This window comes from Aromatoleum sp. (genome assembly GCF_035254505.1).
Classification (GTDB): domain Bacteria; phylum Pseudomonadota; class Gammaproteobacteria; order Burkholderiales; family Rhodocyclaceae; genus Aromatoleum.
In genome coordinates, this window is sequence record NZ_DATFAO010000058.1 from 15,532 (window position 1) to 37,823 (window position 22,292).

A 22,292-nucleotide genomic window follows, 5' to 3' on the forward strand; every position below is an offset into this window, starting at 1 on the left:
GATTCCTCGCTCTTAGTTCAGATAGGTCTTGCAGAAATAATAGGTGGTCAAAACGCTTCCCACAGCGATGATGAAGCGCCGCAACCAAACGGCCGGAACCTTGCGGGCACCGACCGCGCCCCAGTAACCGCCGATGGCCGCGGTGGCGATCATGACCAGCGTGTGCGGCCAGCTCACCGCGCCGGCGATGACGAAAGTGACGACGGCGACGCTGTAGATGATCGCCGACAGCCAATTCTTGAGTGCGTTGATATCGTGAATGTCGCGGTGGCCCTGGATCGCCAGCGCGGCGATCATCACGATGCCCATCCCGGCGCCGAAGAAGCCGCCGTACACGGACACGGCGAGTTGGAACAGCAGCCCGCCCGCGCTCGCATGCGACGGGCCTTCTTCGGCTCGCTGGCGCAGGCGGTTGAGGAGCGCCGAAATCCGTCCGCTCCCGGCGAACATCGCAGTGGCGATCAGCAGCAGCCACGGGATCAGCTTGGAGAAGGTTGCATCCTTGGTCGACAGCAGGAGCAATCCGCCGGCGATGCCGCCGATCAGCGCCACGGCGGACAACGCCGGCAGGCCCTTGCTGAAGCGCGCGAGTTCGTGCCGGTAGGCCCAGGCACTCGAGAGGCTCGCCGGCCACAGTGCGACCGCGTTGCTCGCATTGGCGATGACCGGCGGCACGCCGATCGCGAGCAGCGCGGGGAACGAAAAGAAGGTGCCGCCGCCGGCAACGGAGTTCATCGCCCCGGCCATCGCCGCGGCGGTTCCGATGACGAGCATGTCGGCCGGGCTCATCGGCGGCCGTCCTGACGGAAGCGGGCCTGCACGAAGTCGACAACGTCGGTCAGACGCTGACCGATCGCCGTTGGCGTCACGTCGAGTTCTTCGATCGGCTGCTGGGCGCGGTTGATCCAGAAGCTCGTGTAGCCGAACCAGGTCGCGCCGGCGGCATCCCACCCGTTCGACGACACGAAGAGGATCTCCTTCGCGGGGCAGCCGAAGGCATCCGGGCCGAGCTGGTAAGCGGCGTCGGCGGTCTTGTACTGGCGAACGGCATCGACCGACAGCACGTGCGCGAAGAGGCCGCTCATGCCGGCGCTGCGGATCGCCACGCCGAGCATCTCCGGCGTGCCGTTCGACAGGATCGCCATCGGCACGCCAAGCTCGCGCAGCGCCTTCAGCGCGCCGAGGTTTTCCGGGAAGGGCGACAGGCAGGCATACTGGTTCATCAATTGCCGGCGATGCGCGTCGGTCATCGCGAGACCGAGCTTCTTCGCCGAGTACACGAGCCCGTCTTCGGTCACTTCGAGGAAGGGTTTGTAGCGCCCGGAGAGGGTGCGGAGGAAACTGTATTCGATCTGCTTGAGCCGCCACAGGCCCGTCAGCGCTTCGCCCTTGCCCGGGAAGAGCTGCTCGGCCAGCGCGCCGACCGAATAAACGTCGAACAGCGTGCCGTAGGCGTCGAAGGCAATGGCGCGGATGCGCTCGGGGGCTTTCATGGGGCTCCGGGTCCGGGGGTGTCGGTTATTGGTGCCAGCGAGCCGGATTCCTCGTGGCCCGCTGGCGTCTTTGTTATCGGGTAGCGTCTCCTCCACCCTGAATTTAGGGTCAGTGTATTGATATCTTCTATAAGACTGAATACCTTATTCGGTCAATTGATCTTGTACCAAAAGTAAAAAATGGATGCGTTCAAGCAGGTTGAAAGCTTCGTTAGTGTCGCGACCCGAGGGAGTTTGTCGGCGGCCGCGCGGGTAGAAGGGATCACGCCGGCCGTGATCGGACGCCGCCTGGACGCGCTGGAACATCGCCTGGGGGTGAAGCTGCTGACGCGCACGACGCGCAGCATCGCGCTCACCTTCGAGGGCGCAGCCTTCCTCGAAGACTGCCAGCGCATCCTCAATGACCTCGCCAACGCCGAGGCCTCGGTGAGCCTCGGCGGGGTCAAGGCGAGTGGCCACGTGCGCGTATCGGCACCGGCCGGGTTCGGGCGGCTGCACGTCGCGCCGCTGCTACGAGACTTCCTTGAGGTGAATCCCGACGTGAGCTGCACGCTCGACCTCTCGGACCGCCTGGTCGACCTCGTGAACGAAAACATCGACTGCGCGATCCGCATCGGAGAACTCGCCGATTCGAGCTTGGTGTCGATCCGCCTCGCGGACAACCGTCGCGTCGTCGTCGCGAGCCCCTCGTACCTCGCACGGTATGGTTCGCCGCAGACACCGCAGGATCTCGCCGGCCACAATTGCCTGTCGCTGGGGCAGCAGCGCGGCTGGCTGTTCTGCAACGAGAAGGGCGAGACGCTCTCGGTGAAGGTCGGAGGTCGCCTCGAGTGCAACGACGGCGCCGTACTGCACGAAGGGGCGCTCGCCGGTGACGGCCTCGCGTGGCGCTCCTTGTGGGAGGTCGACGCCGACCTGCGGGCGGGGCGACTGGTGTCGGTGCTCGACGAGTTCGCCGGGCCGACGATGGGAATCTACGCGGTGTTCCCGCAGCGCAAGCGCCTTGCGCTGCGGGTGCGCCTGCTGATCGACCACCTCAAGAATCACTACGGGCGGCCTGACTACTGGGCTTCCCCGCCGGGTGATTCCGACTGGCGGGGAAGTGAAACGGCCTCAGGCGGCTTTGCGTAGCTCGCGTGCGAGCGCCTTGTCCGTCTTCATGATGTGATTGACGAGCCAGTCGCGCAGAAAGCTCAGCAACTCGGACGAAAGCGCTTCTCCCCTGTCGAATTGCGTCTTGCGGGCGACGACGTCGGCGACGAGTTGCTTGTGTTCCTGCTGGTGACGGAAGAAGTCCGGGTAATTGGCCTTCTTCATCATCGTTTCTTCGAACTCGAAGTGGAACGCTGTGTAGCGGATCAGTTCGTCGAGAACCGCACCGATGCCGCCGCGGTCTTCCCCGCGCTGCATCATCTCATTGAGCCGATTGGCCAGATCGATGAGCTTGCGATGTTGCGCGTCGATGTCGTCGTGACCGGTCGCGAGCGCGCCGTTCCAGCTCATCACGGGCGCCACCGCGATGCGCTGTCGCCCCGACGCCGTGCTGTCGCCGATGTCGGCGAAAAAGGCGAGCCGCTTCAGCAGACTCGTCGAGTGCTGCTCAAGGCGCGCCGAAGTCGTCGAGGCCTCGGCGATGATCGCCTCGGTCTTTTCGGCCGCAGCCACCATATTGGCGACGCCGGTGACGATCTCCCGCGCCTGCGTGCTTTCGCTTGCTGTTGCCGCAACGAGCGAGGAGATCTTCGCGAGCGTCTCCTCGGCGCGTTCCTTGATCCGGCCCAGCATCTCGGCGGCATCCTGTGCTTCGCGCACCCCGCCCTCGAGCTCCGGCGACACCGACTCGAGCTGCTGCACGGCCTTGTGCGTGTCTCCCTGGATCGTCGTGATCATCCGGGAAATCTCGGCCGTCGCGCCCGTCGTCCGTTCCGCCAGTTTGCGGACCTCGTCCGCAACGACCGCGAAGCCGCGGCCCTGTTCGCCGGCACGGGCGGCTTCGATTGCGGCGTTCAACGCAAGCAGGTTGGTCTGATCGGCGATTTCGCGAATGATATTGGCGATGCTGCCGATCTCGCGGGTGCCGTCGAGAAGGGAGTTCATTTGCGAGGAGGTCGCGGTGACGGAATCGACGATTCGTCGCATCTTGTCCGCCGCCCCGACCACGAGCTGCTGACCGCTGCAGGACAGCTCTGTGACTTCGCGCGAGTCGGATTCGGTTTCGGAGGCGAGCGCCGACACCACGGCGATGTTTCGATCGATTTCGTGGATCGCGCTCTCGACTTCCCGGTTGGTACTCGCCTGCATCTGCAGGGTCAGCGCCATCTCCGTGGTCTGCGCAGAAATGCGACGGACTTCGCCGGACACTGCATGCGCGTCTCCGCTGATCCCCGAGACGACGCCGCGCTGCGACCGCATGGCGTCGCGCAGTGACGCGGACAGGCTGCCTTCGTTTGCGTCGAGGGGACTGTCGGCGAGACGGCCGTCGCGCATCTGTTGCAGCGCGCGGTTCATGTCGGGCAGATCGCCGCCGATCAGCCGCAGGGTCGCCGAGCGCGCCAGGGCTTGGGCTGCGGTCGCCAGAATGCCGGCGCCGAGCACCACCATCCACGACTTTTGAGCGAGTTCGGTGGACCAAGCCAGCGAGAGCGCAGCCACAGTGCAGACGAGGACTGTCACGCCCAGGGGGTACAAAAGGGTGAGACTCACACGCGGAGGATGGCTCATGATGTTCCTGGTTCGGTTATGCCGGGGAGGGATTCGCCACAGTCGTGCCGTGGTTTTTGCGAGTATATCTTTCGTTGTAGGGGCGAATGCGGCTTCGGCTCAGGAGTTTGGAAAAGTCCGCGGTATCGGGGTGAGGGGCTTGTACAGGCGGGAAAAATTACGCTATAGTTTCACTCCTTTGCTGTTGTAGCTCAGTCGGTAGAGCAACTGATTCGTAATCAGTAGGTCGGGGGTTCGATTCCTCTCAACAGCACCAATAGATTCAAGCACTTAGGCCAGATCTCCGGATCTGGCCTTTTGCTTTTCTGGGTCCGGTTGCCGTTTGGTTGCCGTTCGGCTCCGGCTAGACCCTGTGTTGCGGCCTCCCCTCCAAAATAAAAAGCCGGGTTTCCCCGGCTCTCGTCGTGTGCTTCGTACTGGCGGTCAGACCGTTTCGGCAATCGCATCCACCAGACGCGCTAGGGCAAGTTCGGCATCGGTCAGCGTGTCGTCGGCCAGCAGGTCGGGGTAGCGCGTCAGCCACTCGTCGGCGACTCCCGCATCACCACGTGCCATCGCATACCCAGCGCGCAGCGTCTCGCAGGCTCCGGCGGTCATCGACTTGCGGGTAAGGGTTCGCTCCACGTCGGCAGCGTCAGCCCGTTGTAGGGCGCGCAGGAAGCGTGCGGCGGTATCCGGTGGGACGCCAAGTTCGTCATAAGCCGGGGTGCGGGCGGTGCGGGTAAGATTCAGGTCAGCCATGTGTGCGATCTCCTAGCGGTCGTGCTGTGGTCAGGCGGGCGGGGTGCGCTAACACCCCGCTGCGCCGCTTATCCCGAATGGGATGGGTCGGCACTATACGCACGGGTCGTGCGATATGCAACAAAGTTATTCATAATCAATGGCTTGTGTTTACGCGTAAGCACGTGCGCAACCGTCGTAGGGGCACCCCCACCCCCGGGGGAGGGACACACCCCCACCCCCCTATGCCACCCCTGCCTACCCTGGGCTCTCACACCAAGGCCCATTGAAAACCTTTGGGTGTATCATTCGAAACAACAAGAGCATAATCACGCCATCATGGGCGAAAGAGATTTCTATGTTCTTGTGGACACCCGCGGTGGTGCGATGGAGTATCGAAGCATGCCGCCCAGAACCGCAATCAGGCGGGCTCATAGGGAGCCTAATCCTCGCTCTCCTGCTATTGACGGGGCCAATTGCCGGCGCGATTGCGGCTGACTTGATTCTGTTTCTCCCCTTGGGAATCATCGCAGCAATTTTCATTCGCGATACTCCGGGCCAAGGCCCGGTCGAAAGTCCGAAACTAGAACAAACCAGGTCCCCGGAACCATCGGTGCGGAACGTAGACATCCGGCATCGGTGCCCAGTCTGCGGTAACGCGTTTACTCTGGCGAGCGCTCGACGGGTCGCTGATTCGGTCTACAAGTGCCCACACTGCGGGCAAGCCAATAACGTGCCGTAGGATTGGCGCGGCCACGCAGGCAGGACCATCACCTCATCCGCGCAGGGGGCGTGCTGCCTAAGAGGTTCTGCAACGCCCGTGCATCCTGTTCGGAGTGCTTGTCAGGCGGCGACTGATCCACTCGGGGCGCGACTTGCCCTACCCAGTATCCGTTTGCCGACCAGTGCCCGCCGCCGGTGGACTTGATGAGTGGGAAGACTTCGACGGTGCCCTTCGGGCACGTCTTGAACGCACGGACCAGCTTCGTGCGGGTGTCCTGACACATGAGAGCTTCGTCGGATGGGGAGGCAGAGGCGGCGCCGCTCAATCCAAGCACCAGAGCAAGCACCGCGAGGAAAAAGGGCTTCGTCATACATCAGACACGTCGGCAGGTCGGAGCCCCAGCTTACACCAGCGGCCCGCCTGCCGTATGCCGTTCGGCAAACCCGTTAGCAGCCGCCGTACGCCGCCAGCAGGTTCCGTTCGAGGATCGGTGCCATGAGGTCGGCGCTTTCCTCGTCAGACACTCCGATTGCCGCGAGCACAGCCATGTAGGGCCACGAGGCCCCTTCGCGCAGAGCGCCGCCCACTTGCTGACACAGCTCATGAGGGTTGGTGCGGTAGGCGTCTTCTTCGTACCAGATGCCGAGGCGCCACGGCTCGAAGCTACTCACGAACTCACGGTAGAGGTGCTGCACAGCTTCAAGCACGAGCGGGCGCAGCGCGCGCTGAATGGCGGGGGTGTAGGTCGGCCATGCTTCGGCCTCCCGGAGCCACACGACCAGAGGGTCAGTGCTCGAAACGGTGAAAGCGGGGGTGCTGCCGAGGTTGATAAGAATTTCGTGGCGGTCGGCGGTCGTTGCGGTCATGGTGTATCACTCCTTTGGGTCAGTTGGTTTCGTGCAGGGCGAAGAGCGCGAGCACGTCTAGCGGCGGGCGCCCTCTCGGGGGGCGAGGGACTCGGTGCCCTGGCGGTGCGTAGAGCACGCGCAGCACCCTCCGGTTATTGGCTCGGCTCCATCGCTGCGCCCTGTGCCATCTGAGAACTTCGAGCACTGCGGGTAGGTGTTGGCGGGGTACTCCGGTTGCGCGGCGGATCTCATGCGGGCGGTAGACGGTGCGGCGCGCGGTGTCGGGCTGGGAGGCCCACCATGTTGTAACGCGGGCCAGATCGTGGGCGAGGTGCATGGGGTTCATGTTCGGTCCTCACGGGAGTGCAGGGTGTTGCGGGTGTAGGTATTTCGACACCCGGCAGGCTAAGGGCTAGTAACGGCGCGGGTTTCAGCACGTTGCAGGGTGTGCCGGGTGTTGGGGCGCACACTCCTTCTATTACTTCTTCTTTCTTCTACCTTTTCTTTTTCTCTTGAGAGATTTAGGGCAACACCCGCAACACCCTGCACGTGCCTCAATCGCAGCAGCGGCGCGGGGTTCAGCCTGCCGGGTGTTGCCGGTCCGACACCCGGCACACCCTGCAAAATGGAGCATGTCCCCCTGTGCATACGGTTCACTCGCGGCCCGTGGCCGGCAACAGGAAGACCCATGCGGAGTTTTTCGCGCCGTTGATCGGTTGCAGTGATGCTTCGATGCCTGCACGTCCGAGAACCCCCTGCACGCGCTGCAGTGCGCCCGTAGTCGCGCGAGCAGTGCTAGGTAGCGTCGGACCACGGCTCGACCACTCATCGCATTGCCTCGCAACCGCACCGCAGATCGCCTGCGCCGATGCAGCAATAAACACGCGGCCTTTGATCTCCGCCGCGCACCATCCGGGCGCCTTGTGCCAGTAGCGGTAGCTCGGAAGCTTCTCTGCCGGTTTCGCCTCACCAGCCCAGACATGCAACGCCTTGACCAACGAACGGGCGAAGGTGTCTCCCTCGACGTAGTCGGCGGCGGCGCACTGACGCTTGCCCGCCATCTGTTCCACAAAGTACCCCGGTGGATGTCCCAACGCCTGCGCGATGGCTTCTCCGGTCTGATTCCACGCGACCATGCGGTGCTTCCAGTCGCGTTGACGTGCTACGGCTTCGCGGACGCGGAGTGACTCCTGCAGGAAGAACAACAGCCCTCCGAGCACTTCGGGCAGTTTGGCGGCATACTCGGCTCGCACTTCAGCCTCTGGACGGTAGGCGCGTGGTTTCTGAACCGGAACGATCAAGGCGCGGTCCAGCGTGTCAGACTGGCGCAGCGGCGGAGTGATCGCGGTGAGGATCAGTGCTGCATGGATTGGCAGCGTCAGGGCATCCGCGTTGGTGAAATACTCACGCTGCGTCACAGCCCCGCCAGTAGAGATACGGCACATCAGGTTTTCGGGGAGCCCGGCCGTTACGTTGTCCATAACGACTGCATGGCGAACTTGCGCCGCTGCGATCATGTCGCGCGGGTCTTGCTCGGTGCTCGGCATGTCCCCCTCAAACTGATCGACTGCTCGCGCAAGGCGCTCTGCGACGCTGCTCTTGCTAGAGCCTTCCGGCCCCACGAAAGCGAGAATGGGATTCGGACTATCACAGCGCAGGTGCTCCACGGCAGCGGCGACCACGGCAAGCTTGTCGTCCTCGGACACGTTCTCCACCATCGGAGCCACGAACCCCCACGCCTGCGCAGCAGCTGCAGGCACCACCGGGACCGGCAACTCCCCGTAACCACGCCCACGGCGAAACGGAATCGTGTCGTTCTTTTCGATCGTCATGCCTGTGGCATTTACACGAAAACAATGCCCGCCTGCGTCTCCCCGGTCGATCAAGTAATCGCTGCCGTCCTTGCCGACTCGACGAAAGAGGTGCTCGCCCGGCTTCGCACGGGCACCGGTGCGCAACGTGCTGCACACGGTTGCGATGACGTCGTTTCCGATTACCCGCCCCGACTCACGGCGCGCAATATCTCGGATTGCGTCGGCGACCGCTTCTGAACCGATGGGCGCGACTTCGATACGCTCGCCTAATGGAAGCTTGACGTTAAAGTTGCCGTACTGATCTTGGAAGGCGTTAAGCGCCGTCGCGATACTCTGTGCCCACTGCGCCGCCCGCTGCGCCGCGTCGGGTCTCGGTTGCTCGTTCTTGATCTGTTCGAGTTGTGCCAGTGCCGTGGTAGGCGCCTTCACCTCAGTAGAGGGAAATTGAATGATAGGTGCCGGTTTCTGCTCGACGCGCAGCGACGCCACGTTGCCAGCGGCCTTCGCCTCTCGCTCCGCGCGCAGTTCAGCGGCGCATTCTTGGATAGCGTTTGAGCTCACGCTACGGCCCTCCCGAGTTCATCGAACACGCGGCGGTGATACCGCGCGAGGTAGCGAGCAGCAACAAGCCCACGCTCCGACAGTTCGCCCTGTTGGGTCATTTCCGCGTGCACAAGCGCCTTCGCGGCATCGCGAGCACAGGCAAACAGCTTCGCGACGAGTGCCTCGGCAGGCGCCGCAGAGGGCACCCAGCGCCCCCACACGGCTTCAGGGTCGAATCGCGTGTCATCATTTCCCGCTCGCGCTTCTGCGCTTGCCGAGTCGGTGAAAGTCCACCACAGCGCGGCGCCGTCTTCGTCGGCAAGCTGACCGAGTGCCACAGCGCCCTTGAGCGCGGCAAGGCCGATCATCCACGGGCCGTAACTTTCCGCACCTATCATTCGCAGGCCATTGCCGAAGCGTTCTACCTGCGCACTGGGAGACAGGACGGGCGCCTTGTACTTCGCCTTCGGGCGCTCGACCTTCGGCGCGAGTTCAAGCCCAAACCCTTCCACGAGCGCGGCGGGAGAGTAACGACGATCAGGATTCCACTCGTGAAGGCGGCAGGGGAACGGCGGGTTGTGCTTCGAGTTGAACCCACGCGGCAGGCGAGCGTATCGAGCAGTCGGCCCGCTCGCTCCAGGATCGCAAAGGCCCTTCCTGATAAATGCGTTCATCAGTCGGGCGGCTTCGGCTGCATCCGTGATCGGCTGATCGAGCAACAGCCCGCCCTGAAAATTTCCGGGGGAGGTTTCAAGCAACCATGAAAGAAGAGGTGCAGATTCTGGAACACTCGCCTTGGTGCCGACGTCATCGAGCATGACAGCGAGGAGGCACGCAAAATTATCCGTCTTGCGCCGAAAACGCCCCTCGAAATCGGGCTGATAGCACGAGATGGTGAAGTAGTTGTTTGCCTCGGCGGGGATCGCAGGGACAGTGCCCCGCGCCCACGGTTTGGTGAACCACACCCCCGGAGGGGCGGTCTTCGGGCTCTCCGCGAAACTCGCGATCCCCACGAGTGCGCCCGCAGGCGCCCGTGCGGAAATCTGCTTCAGGAATTCAGCATTACTCGTCATCGTCTGCCCCTTTGCCGGTCGGGGTAACGTCCAGCACCTTCTGCCGAGCTTTGCCGCGCAAGTCGATCACGAGTCGATGCTGCCCCGCCTTCGCGGGCGGGGGGTCCGCGTCCCCGGGGTGGAGGATATGCACCGTCACTTTCGGTTCATCTTCCTCGGCTTGAGCCCGCAGGCGGGCAGCGCGTTCTTCAGCGGTCCCGGTCAGCTTGAACAACACATCTGCGAGCTTCGGGGCTGCGGAAGGTGACACTTCGCCGGCTTCGACCATCTCGTTCATTTTCCCGACGAGCTTTTCGAGTGGCGCAAGTGCCTGTGCCTTCAGCAATTCGCCGCTATCGCGCAGGCGGTCGATTTCAGCAGCGATGGCGCGTGATCCAGAATCAGAGGCCGCAAAGTCGATCAGTTGATCGGCAGAAACACCGGAACGCGCTGCTGCTGTGTCGAGGTCTTTTCGGATCGCCACAACTAGAGCGGCTTCGCGAAGGAAGCGTGCTTGCCGCTCGCGATCCTCGTTCTGCGGGTGGGGAAAGAGGTTTGACATCGCCTCACCTCTCACAGCAACGGTGCTTCGAGTGCTCCGAGCCAACTCGGGTCAAACCCCGGCTTGCGGTTCAGCACGTCGGTATGAGCGGGATGCAGAAGCAGGTCCGCAATTTCATCGTCAAGCCAATAGACGCTGAGGGGAACGGCGGCAGGCAGGTAGTAGACGCGCACAGCGCCCGAACGATGGACCAGCGTTACCGTCGCCATCTTCATTGCGCCACGGGACTGGCTGTAGTTGTTCGCGGGGCAGTACCCCCCGAAGAGCAAGGCAGGATCGTCTTCGCTGTAGGGACGAATGCGAAGGTTACGTCTGGGGTGCTCCTCAAAGTACTTCACGTCAGAGGCGTTCATGCTTATGCCTCCCCGCGACTGTGCCACTCACCGCGAACCCACGCCTGCAGTTCGCTCATCCTCCAGCCTACGGCGCGGGGGCCGATTTGCACCTTCTTAGGTGCGCGCCCTTCGCGCTCGTCCTGCCACCACGACACGCGGGAGCGCCCCGTAATTGCGCGGCGCTCCGACTCACGCACAATGCGGTCCGGCGCCAGTTCCGGCTTGGTACTAAGCAGATCCAACATGATTGCCTCCGTTTATTGATGAAAAGGTGGAGGCAATCCTAAAGCGGAGCATTCAGTCCGGCACGGAAAATATTTCTATTGAAAACAGGGTATTACCGCGGTCTACGCCGCTCCGGGCAGTGTTCCGTACGGTTCGTAACCGCCCATATACGTCCGTGTAGCTAGGCGGGTGGGCCGTGTCATAGATAAAATTAATTACGCGACATTCTTACGCCGCAGTTGACGCACGTTGCCCTTCGGCGTCCCGCCTTTTTCGATGGCAGTAAGTCGGTTCTCCCACGCGATCAGCGCTGCCCGCTTCTCGTCGGCGTAAGCGTGCCGGTCGTAGTGCACCGTCTGGACACCCGAGAGCCCGTGCGATAGCAACTGCGCCCGCACGTCTTTGCTGATGCGCATGCCTGCCAACGTCGTTTCCGCCGTGCGCCGAATATCGCGAAGGTCGAACGGCTCCCCCTTCATCTCCGCGGAAATTTCTGCTGCGCGCTTTCCCGGTGTCGTTTCGGTCATCGCTACCCGGCCACGCGTCGAGAACAGCCAAAGCCCCGCCATGTCGGCAGTGCGCCCCTCCGCCTTCGCCCGTTCAATCTCTCTTTCCTTCGCGCGCTTCACGAGCCCCGCAACAAGGGCGGCGCCTTTCGGCCCCAGTGGCAACAGGTGCTCCCGTACGTTCTTGCGGCGCCCCTTTCCATCCCAAAGGCGAAGCGTTGCGGTATCGGCGTCAAAGTCCCCGACCTTCACGCGCAGTAGTTGTGCCATCCGTTGCCCACCAGCCAGCAGGGCAAGCCTAAGTGCTTGGTCGGGTAGTTCGGCCCCTAGGGCGCGCAAGTACGCGCCGAGTTCCTCTGCGTTCAAGGTGCGGTGCCCCGCGTTCACTGGAATCGAGGGGATTGCGTCGATGGGATTGCCGTCAATACGGAAGGGGATCAGATCAGCGGGAAGCGCTGAATCGAAGGGGGCTCGCTTCGCAGCATTAAATGCAGCAGACAAGTAGCTGCGCAAGATACCTGCCGCGCGTTCCTTCCCGGCTTCGCGGACCTTGCGGATGACGGTAGCCATGTGGTGCGCCGTCACATCACGTGCTGGAAGGTCAGCGATTTCAGCATGGGTGAATACATGGCACTTGAACGAAGAGCGGGTTTCGTCGGCGCTTTTCGTCTTGCCCTGTGCCTCAAGGTGTGCGACGTAGGCGCAGCAGAGGGCGCGGAGGTTGTACCGCTGGCGATGCTCGGCTTCCCGACGTGCTGCTTCTTCCGCGTCCTGCGCTGCCCGTTCTGCGGCCTCTGCGGCCTCTTTCTCAGCGCGCTCCGCAGCGTCCCGTTGCGCTTCCTGTTCCGCGCGGTACTGCCTTACGTCGCGCGCCCCCGCTAGATATTCCTCTGACGTCTTGCGTGCCTTGCTCCGCAATTCGGTCAGCGCGCCGTCTCCGCCGCCGTTAACGTATTCGCCGATCTTGATGACGTCGCGCTTCCCATCGGGGAGCGTGCAGCGAAAGTAGGCCATCACAGCGCCGCTCGCCGTGCGGCGGAAGAGAAGCACTCCACCGCGCCGCGTATCTCCTGCCGGGCCGTCTGAAAGCCATTTACCCGGCTTCAGTGCTTCAAGCGTCTTTACCTGAACCTTCCCCACTGTACGCTTCTTTCCGGTCTTCCCCGTGCTCATCACCGCACCCCTCGGTTGCCGTTTTTCGTGACTGGTTGCCGTTCGGTTGCCGTTTCGCGGCGGATACTGATGAAAAATTGTGAACGGCAACGAACCAATGATAACAGTAAATCACTGTTATATCGAGTATTTATGGCTAGACGGTTCGTTCGTGGTTGTTCGGGAGTGTTCTGGAAAATGGCGGAAAATCTGATTCGTAATCAGTAGGTCGGGGGTTCGATTCCTCTCAACAGCACCAGACAAAACAAGGGCCTGCAGCGATGCAGGCCCTTGTTGCTTTTAGGCTGGGTTACGCCCGGGTTACGTTCCCCTCTCGTTGAAGCGGTATGGCTCGGTTTTGGGCCGCGGCGGACACAGCTCATCCGGGCGGGAAAACTGTCGCCCCGCGGCCCATGGTGAAGAGCCGTTCGTCGAGCAGGTGTCGATCATTCGTACAATGAAGGCCGGAACGTTGGCGCGACCGATTCCCTATCGGCCATACACGACGCGGACCGTCCGCTCGTTATAGACGCTGTTGGAAAGCGCAAGCGTCTGGCGACTGGCGCGAAGGACTTGCCGAACTGTCCGAGCGCTCGCCTGCCCGAGCCGTTCGGAGTTCGATGAGCCTGAATGAAGCGGGCCATGACCCCGCCATGGTGCTGAATCAGTCCGAGGTGCGCCGCGTGGGCTGTCTGTCGACAGCAATGAGCCTTAGCTTGCCGGTGGTCGGTGATTTTGCGACGCGTGGCTCGCCCTGAGGAAAAGCCTCAGATGCCGTCGTCGGCGTCGTCCGTGCTGACGACGATTCGGGAGACCCCCGTATAACCCCGAGATAGGGGCGCACAGGCTCGATCAACACAACGGCTCTCGTGCCGTTCGGCAGGGTGATGATCGGCAGCGAGTCCAGCTCGTCGTTGGTGGTGTCCCCTTTGTCGTCGTGCATGAGGTATGACTTCCTCGATTCCGATGGCCGGCTTGGCGTGTCGCTCAGCATAGACCTCCCCTTCGGCGTCTTGGTTCATGATTCCTTGCCCCCTCCACAATGAATGTGCAAGATCGATCAGCGAGCCTTTCCGCCCTCAACCGGTTCGTCGGTCGTGTGCGCGTGCGGCGCCTCGCGGACATCAACCACGGCCTCCAAGATATCGACTCAGGGCTCCTCTTCCACAGCCTGCCATTCTTAAGGGATACTCCACGCTCGCAGTGCTGCGGCGAGTGAAAATGGCGGAGTCATGGTCTTCATTCGAGCTGGTCGCGGCACAACCAATGGTCGTTGAGGATTTCAATTGCCGCTGGATTGACGGCTCCGCGCGTGGTGAGCGGAGGGCGGGAAGCCCGCCGCGAGGACCAAAACCGCCAAGACCAAGAGGGGGATTTCGTGAGCGGCAAAAGCATGGACGTCTTCTCGCTGCGCGACTCGATCGTTGGCGAGTACCGCAAGTTCGCCACGTCGTTCACGACCATCCACGCCGAGGACATTCGGGCGCAGGTCAATGCGATCTATGCCGAGGGGCGCTTCTGGCCGGATCCGCTCCTCCAGATTAACCCGAGCTACAAGCGCGGGCTGAACATTGAGACGCTCATCGCGAACGGCGCACTCGACCCTCGGACTGCGGAAATCTTCCGCGTCGGTGATGCGCCGCTTTCCCTCTATAAGCATCAGGAGCAAGCCGTTGTCCTCGCTTCGCAGGGCGAAAGCTACGTCGTCACCACCGGCACGGGCTCAGGCAAGTCGCTCTGCTTCTTCATTCCCATCGTCAGCGCCGTCCTCGCGGAAAAGCGCACAAGCTCAGTGCGTCGGACGCGCGCCATCATCATTTACCCGATGAATGCGCTGGCCAATAGCCAGCTCGAGGAGCTCGACAAATTCGTCGCTAACGTACAAGGCGATCGCCCCGTTACATTTGCCCGCTACACCGGTCAGGAGGACAACGAGGAGCGTCGGCGCATCGCGGATAACCCGCCCGACATCCTGCTGACGAACTTCATGATGCTCGAGCTCCTGATGACCCGTCAGGACGAGTTGGATCGGAAGGTAATCGGAAACTGTGTCGGACTCCGATTCCTGGTGCTCGACGAGCTGCATACGTACCGGGGACGTCAGGGCGCCGACGTTGCGTTGCTCGTGCGCCGCGTCCGAGAACGCCTCGCTCCCGACCAACTCCAGTGCATTGGCACCTCGGCCACGATGGCCAGCGAGGGCAGCGCGCGCAACAAGCAGGAGGTCGTCGCGAGCGTCGCTTCCAAACTCTTCGCGACAGCGGTGGATCCGAGCCATGTCATCATTGAGGAGCTCGAACGCGTCACCGATAAGTCGAAGCGTGCCGAGTCGGTGACGAACTCGCTTGGTCCGGCGATCGACGCAGAGATTCTGTCGGACATCACGGACGATGCGCTTTGCAGCCACCCGCTTGCCATCTGGACCGAGACGCGCTTGGGCATCACGACAACGGATGCGAATCCGGCATGGCACCGCGCGCGCCCGCGCATGCTCGACGAGGCCGCGCGCGAGCTCTCGTCCGAAGCCGGGCGCGATGAGCAGGCGTGCAAGGACGCGCTGCGGCAGTTGCTCCTCGTATCGAGCCTCTCGGAGGCCGAACGCACGGGCAACGAATCGGCTTCCCACCGAAGTTTCTTTGCCTTCAAGTTGCACCAGTTCATTTCGGGCGCCGGCCACGCCTTCGCGACGCTCGAGCCGCCGGGCAAGCGCTCCGTCACGATCGAGGGGCAGCAGTACCTGCCAGGCGCTCCTGACAAGCGTCTCTATCCGCTCCACTTCTGCCGCGAGTGCGGGCACGAATACCACCCGGTTCGCTTTGTTTCGGACGATGGCGAACGAAAGTTCCTGACACGTGACATCGACGACGCAGCACCGGCGAAGGCAGACGACGAGCCGGAGGGTGAGGATGAACAGTCCTCCAACCGTGAGGTCTTCGGCTTCCTCACGCTCCACGCGGGCGACTCGGATTTTACCTTTGCCGACCGCGACGAAGACTATCCGGAAACATGGCTCGAGTTTGATGCGGCGGGAAACCCGCGCATCAAAAGCCACTACCGTAGCGCTCGTGTTCGCCAGGTCCTTGTCGATTCCAACGGCAAGGTGGGCTCCGGCGTGAAGGCTTGGTTCATCCCCGGCCGCTTCCGGTTCTGCCTGCGCTGCGAGGCAACGCACAGCACTTCGGCGCGCGACCGCACGCGCCTCGCGTCCCTCTCGGCTGAAGGCCGGAGTTCGGCTACCACGGTGCTCGTGTCGAGCGCACTCCGCTGGATGCACGGGAAGGATTCAGGCCTCCCGATGCACACGAGAAAGCTCCTCGGCTTCACCGACAACCGCCAAGACGCGGCGCTCCAGGCAGGGCACTTCAACGACTTCTTGTTCGTGAGCCTCATCCGCGCCGCCTTCCTCGGCGCGCTCGACGCGGCGGGCGACAAGGGGCTCCGCAGCGATGAGCTGGGCGCCGCCCAACAGCGCGCGCTCGGCTTCGATCGCCCTTCGCCGGAGCTACGCAGCGAGTGGCTCCTCGAGCCGACACTCAAGGGCTTCAACCTGCAGGAGGCCGAAAGCGCGCTGCGGCAGGTGCTCTCGTACCGTGTGTGGTTCGACCAGCGACGGGGCTGGCGATATACGAACCCGAATCTTGAACAGCTCGGCCTCGTCGAGGTTGAGTACCTCGGGATCGATGAGCTGGCTTCCGACGAGGAGTTGTTCGCAACGGCGCCGGACGTCCTGCGGCTCGCGTCGCCCGCGGTGCGCAAGGCCGTCTACACCGAGGTGTTCGACCACCTGCGGAAGTGGATGGCGATCCGTAGCCAGGTGCTCGATCCTACTGTCATCGAGCAGATGCTGCAGAAGTCTCACAGCCGCCTGCGCGCGCCGTGGGGGTTCGGCAACGACGAGAAGCCGCGTAAGGCACGTTGGCTGCTCGTCGCACCGCCGCCGCGCAAGGACACCAGCCTGCGCGACGAGGACCTCATCGTGCGTGGCGGCTCGCGCAGCGCGCTCGGCAAGCTCCTGAAGTCGTCGCGTGGAACCCGTACCGCACTGGAGCCTGATGGACGCAGGCTCTGGGATAACTCCTCCGCAGTGCGCGCACTTAAGGCCAGGGACTTCGATGCGCTCATCGATGTGTTGCTCAAGGCTGCCGTCACACACGGGCTCGCGTCCGAAGAGGTTACGCCCTTCGGCGACCAGACCGGCTTCCGCCTGAACGACGCCTGCGTGCTCTTCAAGCGGGGAGAGCCGGCAATCGATGCGGATCACCCGAACGAAAACGCCTTCTTCAGGGACTTTTACGCGAACCTGGCGGCGACGCTGCGCGAGCCGGTTCATCCGCTCTTTGGGTTCGAGGCGCGTGAGCACACCGCGCAGGTCGATGGTGAGAAGCGCGCCGTGCGTGAGAAGCGCTTCCGCTTCGGTGCGAAGGAGCACGACGAGCTTAGCTCCGACGAGAAGCACCTGCGCGAAATCGGCGAGGCTAACCGCTTCCTCCCGGTTCTCTTTTGCTCGCCGACGATGGAGCTCGGTGTCGATATCTCCGCGCTCAACGCCGTCTACCTGCGCAACGTTCCGCCGACACCCGCGAACTACGCGCAGCGGAGCGGGCGGGCGGGCCGCAGTGGACAGGCCGCACTGGTGCTGACTTACAGCTCCTCGCAAAGCCCGCACGACCAGTACTTCTTCCGTGATCCGAAGGCGATGGTGCACGGCGAGGTCCGCCCGCCGCTCCTCGACCTCGCGAACCGAGACCTCGTCGAGAGCCACCTCTCCGCAGTCTGGCTCGCGTGTACCGAGCTGCCGCTCGATCCCTCGATCGCCGAGTTGCTCGTCCTCTCCGAGACGGAGCGTCCGCTGAAGAAGGACGTAAAGGAGCCGATGGCGCTTCCGAAGGTTGCCGAGGAAGCGCGCCGTCGCATCCGGCGCGTGCTCGACCTTCTCGAGGAAGAGCTGTCGCCAGCGCTTGCGCCTTGGTACCCAGGCCGCGACGTATTCGCCGACGAGGTCGTTGAGCGTTCGCTGACGCGCTTCGAGCAAGCCTTCAACCGATGGCGCGACCTCTTCGCTGCCGCCGAGCAGCAGCGCGACGCCGCCCGGCGCACGATGGACGACTACTCGGCGCCGCAGAACGAAAAGCGCGCCGCGCAGAGTCGTCATGCGCAGGCGATCGACCAGCTAAACCTGTTGCAATCGGACACGCGGAACTCGAACAGTCCATCCAGCGACTTCAATACGTACCGCTACCTCGCGACTGAAGGCTTCCTGCCTGGGTATAACTTCCCGCGCCTCCCCCTAATGGCCTACATACCGGCCACGAATGACGGGCGCGGCAGGCAGACGTACCTCCAGCGACCTCGCTTCCTCGGGCTGTCCGAGTTCGGTCCGCGCAGCCTTGTCTATCATGAGGGGAGCGCCTACCGCGTTGTTCGCGCGATGCTCTCGCTGAACCATCATGCCAGTGCGACGGTGGACGTGCGCCTCCCGACGAAGACGGTTCGCATATGCAAAGCGTGCGGTGCGGGGCACTGGACCGACGAGGCATCGATGTGCCATGCGTGCGGCGCGTCGCTCGGAGACGCGGAGATCGTCAATCACACGTATCGTATCGAGAATGTGTCGACGCAGCCCACCGAACGCATCACCGCGAATGACGAGGAGCGGCAGCGCCAAGGCTTCGAGTTGCAGACGACCTTCGAGTGGGCTACACGCGACCATGCGCTCGACGTACGAAAGGGCGTGGTGCTCGATACCGATGGGGAGATCGCGCGCCTCGCCTACGGCCCGGGCGCAACGATTACCCGCCTGAACAAGGGCCTTCGCCGACGGAAGGACCGCACGAAGCTCGGCTTCATGATGGACCCGGTCTCGGGCTACTGGGCGAAGAACGAAGATGAGGGGGATGACAGTATCGATCCGATCGCGTCGCCTCGCCAGTGGATCGTGCCCAGTGTGCAGGACCGAAAGAATGCGCTTCTCCTCCAGCCCCAAGGCATCGAACTCTCACAGATCACGCTGGCGACGGTGCAGCATGCGTTGCTCCGAGGCATCGAGGCCGTGTTCCAGCTTGAGGAAGGCGAGATCCTCGCTGAGCCCATGCCCCAGCGCGACGCGCGCACGGGTTTCCTCTTCTACGAGGCGACGGAGGGCGGCGCCGGTGTTCTCACCCGCCTCGTTGCCGAGCCCGAGCGTCTCGCCGAGGTGGCTGGCGAGGCGCTAGTTATCATGCATTTCGACTTGTCGAATGGGCTCCCGTCGTCAGCAACGACCTTCGTCGATACACCGGAAACTGCATGTGTCGCCGCCTGTTACCGGTGCGTGATGTCCTACTTCAATCAGCCGGATCACGAGCTGCTCGACCGTCGAGACGACGGCGCGCGCGCGTTTCTGCTCCGGCTCGCCCGAGGAACGCTCACAGGGCTTGTCGCGCCCGTGCAGCGTCGCTCTACCGAACCTGCTCCTACCGGTCACGCCCTGAATGGAGACCTCACGGTCTCGTGGATCTCCTACGCGCGTGGCCGCGAGCTTCCTCCCCCTGATTCGGAACCTCTCGTGATCGATCAACACGCCCTCGCGCTAGTTTGGCGGGACCACTACGTCGCCGCGCTCTTCACCGACGACAGTTCGCTGTCCACGAAGCTCGACGACAAGGGCTTCGAGGTCGTTGTCCTCGGTGAAAGCGAAGCAAGCTGGGGTGAGCCCACGACGGTGCTCGCGAAGCTCCTCGGGAGGGGTTTGTGAGCACGACGGCAACGACATCGACACCGCCTTTCGGAGCGCGCTGGAGCCCAGGCAGTCTCGTGCGTGCGCGCGGCCGCGAGTGGATCGTGCTTTCCGGCAGCGATGCTGAGGTATTGAGGGTTCGCCCGGTCTCGGGCTCCGAAGAGGACCAGACATACATCCATCTCGCGCTTGAAGCCGTGCCGGTCGCTGATGCGTCGTTCCCGAAGCCCGACCCCTCGCAGAAGGCTGGCCACGACGCGGCGCTGCTTCTGCGCGATGCGCTCGTGCTCTCGCTTCGTCGGGGGGCGGGGCCCTTCCGTAGCTTTGGGCAGATTGCCATCGAGCCGCGCGCCTACCAGCTCGTGCCGCTGCTCATGGCGCTCAAGCTCGATCCTGTCCGCTTGCTCATCGCCGACGATGTTGGCATCGGCAAGACGATCGAGGCGGCGCTCATCGTGCGCGAGTTGCTCGACCGTGGCGACGTCGAGCGATTTGTTGTGCTCTGTCCGCCGCACCTTGTCGAGCAGTGGGTCAGCGAACTCGAAAGCCGGTTCCATCTGCGCCCCGTGGCGGTTACGGCCGCCAGCGCCGCGCGCCTCGAACGCAACCTGCCGCTGAGTGAGAGCATCTTCACAACGCACGCGCACACGGTCGTCAGTCTCGACTACATCAAGAGTGAGCGACGGCGCGCGGAGTTTCTGCGCGCGTGCCCGGAACTCGTCATTGTTGACGAAGCGCACACCTGCGCCTCAACCGGGCAGGGCCGACACCAGCGCTACGAGCTGTTGAAGGGCCTCGTCGGCGACTCCGCTCACGGCGCCCACGGCAACTCGGGCGGGCGTGCCCGCCACCTCGTGATGCTCACGGCAACACCCCATAGTGGGGACGAGGAGGCGTACTTTCGGCTGCTCGGACTACTCCACCCCGACTTCACCGCGCTCTCGAGTGCGACCGGAGACGAGCACAAGGGGCTCCGCGACCGTCTCGCGGCGCACTTCGTCCAGCGCCGTCGTCCCGACATCGCCGAGTGGAAGGAGGGCCGCCTGTTTCCGCGCCGCGAGACAAAGGAGTTGACCTACAAGCTCACGGGAGAGTGGGAGCGCTTCTTTGACGCCGTGCTCGATTACTGCGCTTCCGTCGTTGCTCGGGCCGGCGAGGATACGAAGAAGCAGCGGCTGAGCTTTTGGGGCACGCTGGCACTCATGCGATGTGTGGCGTCGAGCCCTTCGGCTGCTGTCCAGGCGCTGCGCACGCGCGCGGGACTCGAAGACGAAGTCGCCGACGACGACGTCGAAGCGCGCGTCTTCGATGGCGCTGCCGACGCGCTCCCCGATGACGACGTGGAGCCTCCTGTGGGCTTGGAGGACGAGGCACTCACGGCGCTCATCACGCAGGCCGAGACTCTTGCTGTGCAAGCGGGTGATCCGAAGCTCAAGGTGCTCACCGACCACGTTGCGGAACTGGTGAAAGAGGGCTTCAACCCCGTCATCTTCTGCCGCTACATCGCGACGGCTCACTATCTCGGCCAACACGTCGCCGCCAAGATCAAGGGCGTTACGGTCAGTGTCGTCACCGGCGAGCTGACCTCGGACGAGCGAAGGGAGAAGGTCGACCTTCTGGGGGGCGCCGAACGCCCCATCCTCGTTGCCACCGACTGTCTCTCCGAGGGGGTGAACCTGCAGGACCACTTCGACGCGGTCGTTCACTACGACCTCTCGTGGAATCCCACGCGCCACGAGCAGCGAGAAGGACGAGTCGATCGCTTCGGTCAGAAGAGCGACGTCGTGCGCGCCACGCTGCTTTACGGCGCGAACAACCCCGTCGACGGTGCAGTGCTCGAGGTCATCCTCAGGAAGGCCGATAAGATCCGCGAGGAGCTCGGCGTGCTGGTGCCGCTACCCGATGACGGGCACACACTCAGCCAGGCGCTGATGAAGGCGGTCTTGCTGCGCAATCGCGAACGCGAAGGCAAGCGTCAGTTAGCGTTCGCCTTCGTCGAGATGGAGGAGGCCAAGGCCATCGAGACGCGATGGCTCGACGCCGCTGAGAAGGCGAAGAAGAACCGCACCGTTTTCGCGCAGCGTCGCCTCAAGCCCGAGGATGTGCTTCCGGAGTGGAAGAAGTCTCTCGCCGCACTGGGCGGCAAGGAGGACGTGCAGCGCTTCACCGGACGGGCTCTGGCGCGCCTGGGGGGGGCACTCGAGCCGATAGGCAACTCCGGTCGCAGGGGCTTCAAGGTCCCATTAGATGCGCTTTCCGAGGACGTGCGCGAGCGTCTGGATGTGGAGGGTCTTGCGGGCTCTATCCTCATTGACTTCAAGTACCCGCCGGCCCCGCGCTGCCGACCAGTGCAGCGAAGCCACCCGCTTGTTTCAGTGCTTGCCGAGACGATGCTTGAGCGCACACTCGGCAATGTCGCCAGCGTCGATGTGAGCGACCCCGGCGTGCTGGGGCGTGTCGGCTGTTGGGTTGCCGACTGCGTTACCTCGCGTACTTTGGTCGCGCTCGTTCGCCTGCGGCACCAGCTCTCGTCGCAGCGCGGCAGTCAGGCAAACATACTCCTCGTCGAGGAGGCGACCGCCGTCGCGTGGGCGGGCGGGCCCGCGGCGCTCGAAGGTCCCGATGCACTGGCGCTGCTGTCGCCACTGCCCGTCGCCGATCCGCCCACGCATGTACGCGAGCGTGCGGTTACGCAAGCACTCGGCCAGCTCGAGACGCGCCTGCCAGAGCTCGACGCCTTTGCCGAACGACGTGCACAGGCGCTCCTCGCCGATCATCGCCGCATGCGTGAGGCTGCCGAAGCCGTCGGCCGGTATAGCGTGAAGGCACTTCTTCCAGCCGACATCATCGGCCTGTTCGTCCTGCTGCCGAAGGTAGACTGA

At 63.4% G+C, this 22,292-nt stretch carries 15 protein-coding genes and 1 tRNA gene; 4 read left to right on the forward strand and 12 right to left on the reverse strand.

The window, feature by feature from the left end; all coding sequences use genetic code 11:
• Nucleotides 1-12: 12 nt before the first annotated feature.
• Both VJ673_RS11420 and VJ673_RS11425 read right to left on the reverse strand, forming a co-directional pair.
• Complete coding sequence (locus VJ673_RS11420) at nucleotides 13-789, reverse strand: sulfite exporter TauE/SafE family protein (RefSeq protein ID WP_324126226.1); 777 nt, start codon at nucleotides 787-789, stop codon at nucleotides 13-15.
• The gene (locus VJ673_RS11425; protein ID WP_324126227.1) at nucleotides 786-1,493 is read right to left on the reverse strand and encodes a haloacid dehalogenase type II; all 708 of its coding nucleotides are present in this window, start codon (nucleotides 1,491-1,493) and stop codon (nucleotides 786-788) included. The genes VJ673_RS11420 and VJ673_RS11425 overlap by 4 nt, the downstream gene beginning before the upstream one ends.
• A gap of 180 nt (nucleotides 1,494-1,673) precedes the next feature.
• Between VJ673_RS11425 and VJ673_RS11430 the strand changes: the two genes are divergently transcribed.
• Nucleotides 1,674-2,624, forward strand: a complete 951-nt coding sequence (locus VJ673_RS11430; RefSeq protein ID WP_324126228.1) for a LysR family transcriptional regulator — start codon at nucleotides 1,674-1,676, stop codon at nucleotides 2,622-2,624.
• Here VJ673_RS11430 and VJ673_RS11435 read toward each other — a convergent pair.
• Nucleotides 2,607-4,214, reverse strand: a complete 1,608-nt coding sequence (locus VJ673_RS11435) for a bacteriohemerythrin (RefSeq protein ID WP_324126229.1) — start codon at nucleotides 4,212-4,214, stop codon at nucleotides 2,607-2,609. The two genes, VJ673_RS11430 and VJ673_RS11435, sit on opposite strands and share 18 nt — an antisense overlap.
• 180 nt (nucleotides 4,215-4,394) lie before the next feature.
• Between VJ673_RS11435 and VJ673_RS11440 the strand changes: the two genes are divergently transcribed.
• Nucleotides 4,395-4,470: transfer RNA gene (locus VJ673_RS11440), tRNA-Thr, on the forward strand.
• A 167-nt stretch (nucleotides 4,471-4,637) separates the two neighbouring features.
• Here the strand turns inward: VJ673_RS11440 and VJ673_RS11445 are convergent.
• From VJ673_RS11445 to VJ673_RS11485, 9 genes are all read right to left on the reverse strand, one after another.
• Nucleotides 4,638-4,955, reverse strand: coding sequence for a hypothetical protein (locus VJ673_RS11445; protein ID WP_324126230.1), 318 nt, complete (start codon nucleotides 4,953-4,955; stop codon nucleotides 4,638-4,640).
• 1,149 nt (nucleotides 4,956-6,104) lie between these two features.
• Nucleotides 6,105-6,524, reverse strand: coding sequence for a hypothetical protein (locus VJ673_RS11450; RefSeq protein ID WP_324126231.1), 420 nt, complete (start codon nucleotides 6,522-6,524; stop codon nucleotides 6,105-6,107).
• Nucleotides 6,525-7,159: 635 nt separating this feature from the next.
• The gene (locus VJ673_RS11455; RefSeq protein ID WP_324126232.1) at nucleotides 7,160-8,881 is read right to left on the reverse strand and encodes an AICE element replication initiation protein; all 1,722 of its coding nucleotides are present in this window, start codon (nucleotides 8,879-8,881) and stop codon (nucleotides 7,160-7,162) included.
• Nucleotides 8,878-9,936: a hypothetical protein gene (locus tag VJ673_RS11460; protein ID WP_324126233.1), complete on the reverse strand. Its 1,059-nt coding sequence runs from the start codon at nucleotides 9,934-9,936 to the stop codon at nucleotides 8,878-8,880. Before VJ673_RS11460 ends, VJ673_RS11455 begins: the two co-directional genes overlap by 4 nt.
• Entirely contained in the window at nucleotides 9,926-10,477 is a 552-nt protein-coding gene (locus VJ673_RS11465) for a hypothetical protein (protein WP_324126234.1), read from the reverse strand. Before VJ673_RS11465 ends, VJ673_RS11460 begins: the two co-directional genes overlap by 11 nt.
• Nucleotides 10,478-10,488: 11 nt before the next feature.
• Complete coding sequence (locus VJ673_RS11470; RefSeq protein ID WP_324126235.1) at nucleotides 10,489-10,830, reverse strand: hypothetical protein; 342 nt, start codon at nucleotides 10,828-10,830, stop codon at nucleotides 10,489-10,491.
• Between the two features lie 2 nt (nucleotides 10,831-10,832).
• Complete coding sequence (locus tag VJ673_RS11475; protein WP_324126236.1) at nucleotides 10,833-11,057, reverse strand: helix-turn-helix transcriptional regulator; 225 nt, start codon at nucleotides 11,055-11,057, stop codon at nucleotides 10,833-10,835.
• A gap of 195 nt (nucleotides 11,058-11,252) precedes the next feature.
• Nucleotides 11,253-12,716 carry a tyrosine-type recombinase/integrase gene (locus tag VJ673_RS11480; RefSeq protein ID WP_324126237.1) on the reverse strand — a complete coding sequence of 488 codons (1,464 nt, stop codon included), beginning with the start codon at nucleotides 12,714-12,716 and terminating at the stop codon, nucleotides 11,253-11,255.
• 643 nt (nucleotides 12,717-13,359) lie between these two features.
• Nucleotides 13,360-13,638: a hypothetical protein gene (locus VJ673_RS11485; RefSeq protein ID WP_324126238.1), complete on the reverse strand. Its 279-nt coding sequence runs from the start codon at nucleotides 13,636-13,638 to the stop codon at nucleotides 13,360-13,362.
• A 435-nt stretch (nucleotides 13,639-14,073) separates the two neighbouring features.
• Here VJ673_RS11485 and VJ673_RS11490 point away from each other — a divergent pair, with 435 nt between their 5' ends.
• Nucleotides 14,074-19,428 carry a DEAD/DEAH box helicase gene (locus tag VJ673_RS11490; protein ID WP_324126239.1) on the forward strand — a complete coding sequence of 1,785 codons (5,355 nt, stop codon included), beginning with the start codon at nucleotides 14,074-14,076 and terminating at the stop codon, nucleotides 19,426-19,428.
• Nucleotides 19,425-22,292 carry a DUF8741 domain-containing protein gene (locus tag VJ673_RS11495; RefSeq protein WP_324126240.1) on the forward strand — a complete coding sequence of 956 codons (2,868 nt, stop codon included), beginning with the start codon at nucleotides 19,425-19,427 and terminating at the stop codon, nucleotides 22,290-22,292. The genes VJ673_RS11490 and VJ673_RS11495 overlap by 4 nt, the downstream gene beginning before the upstream one ends.

Bases quoted from the DNA above. Each gene is read 5' to 3' on its own strand.
- VJ673_RS11420 (WP_324126226.1), bottom strand. From the start codon at position 789: ATGAGCCCGGCCGACATGCTCGTCATCGGAACCGCCGCGGCGATGGCC.
- VJ673_RS11425 (WP_324126227.1), bottom strand. From the start codon at position 1,493: ATGAAAGCCCCCGAGCGCATCCGCGCCATTGCCTTCGACGCCTACGGC.
- VJ673_RS11430 (WP_324126228.1), top strand. From the start codon at position 1,674: ATGGATGCGTTCAAGCAGGTTGAAAGCTTCGTTAGTGTCGCGACCCGA.
- VJ673_RS11435 (WP_324126229.1), bottom strand. From the start codon at position 4,214: ATGAGCCATCCTCCGCGTGTGAGTCTCACCCTTTTGTACCCCCTGGGC.
- VJ673_RS11445 (WP_324126230.1), bottom strand. From the start codon at position 4,955: ATGGCTGACCTGAATCTTACCCGCACCGCCCGCACCCCGGCTTATGAC.
- VJ673_RS11450 (WP_324126231.1), bottom strand. From the start codon at position 6,524: ATGACCGCAACGACCGCCGACCGCCACGAAATTCTTATCAACCTCGGC.
- VJ673_RS11460 (WP_324126233.1), bottom strand. From the start codon at position 9,936: ATGACGAGTAATGCTGAATTCCTGAAGCAGATTTCCGCACGGGCGCCT.
- VJ673_RS11465 (WP_324126234.1), bottom strand. From the start codon at position 10,477: ATGTCAAACCTCTTTCCCCACCCGCAGAACGAGGATCGCGAGCGGCAA.
- VJ673_RS11470 (WP_324126235.1), bottom strand. From the start codon at position 10,830: ATGAACGCCTCTGACGTGAAGTACTTTGAGGAGCACCCCAGACGTAAC.
- VJ673_RS11475 (WP_324126236.1), bottom strand. From the start codon at position 11,057: ATGTTGGATCTGCTTAGTACCAAGCCGGAACTGGCGCCGGACCGCATT.
- VJ673_RS11480 (WP_324126237.1), bottom strand. From the start codon at position 12,716: ATGAGCACGGGGAAGACCGGAAAGAAGCGTACAGTGGGGAAGGTTCAG.
- VJ673_RS11485 (WP_324126238.1), bottom strand. From the start codon at position 13,638: ATGCACGACGACAAAGGGGACACCACCAACGACGAGCTGGACTCGCTG.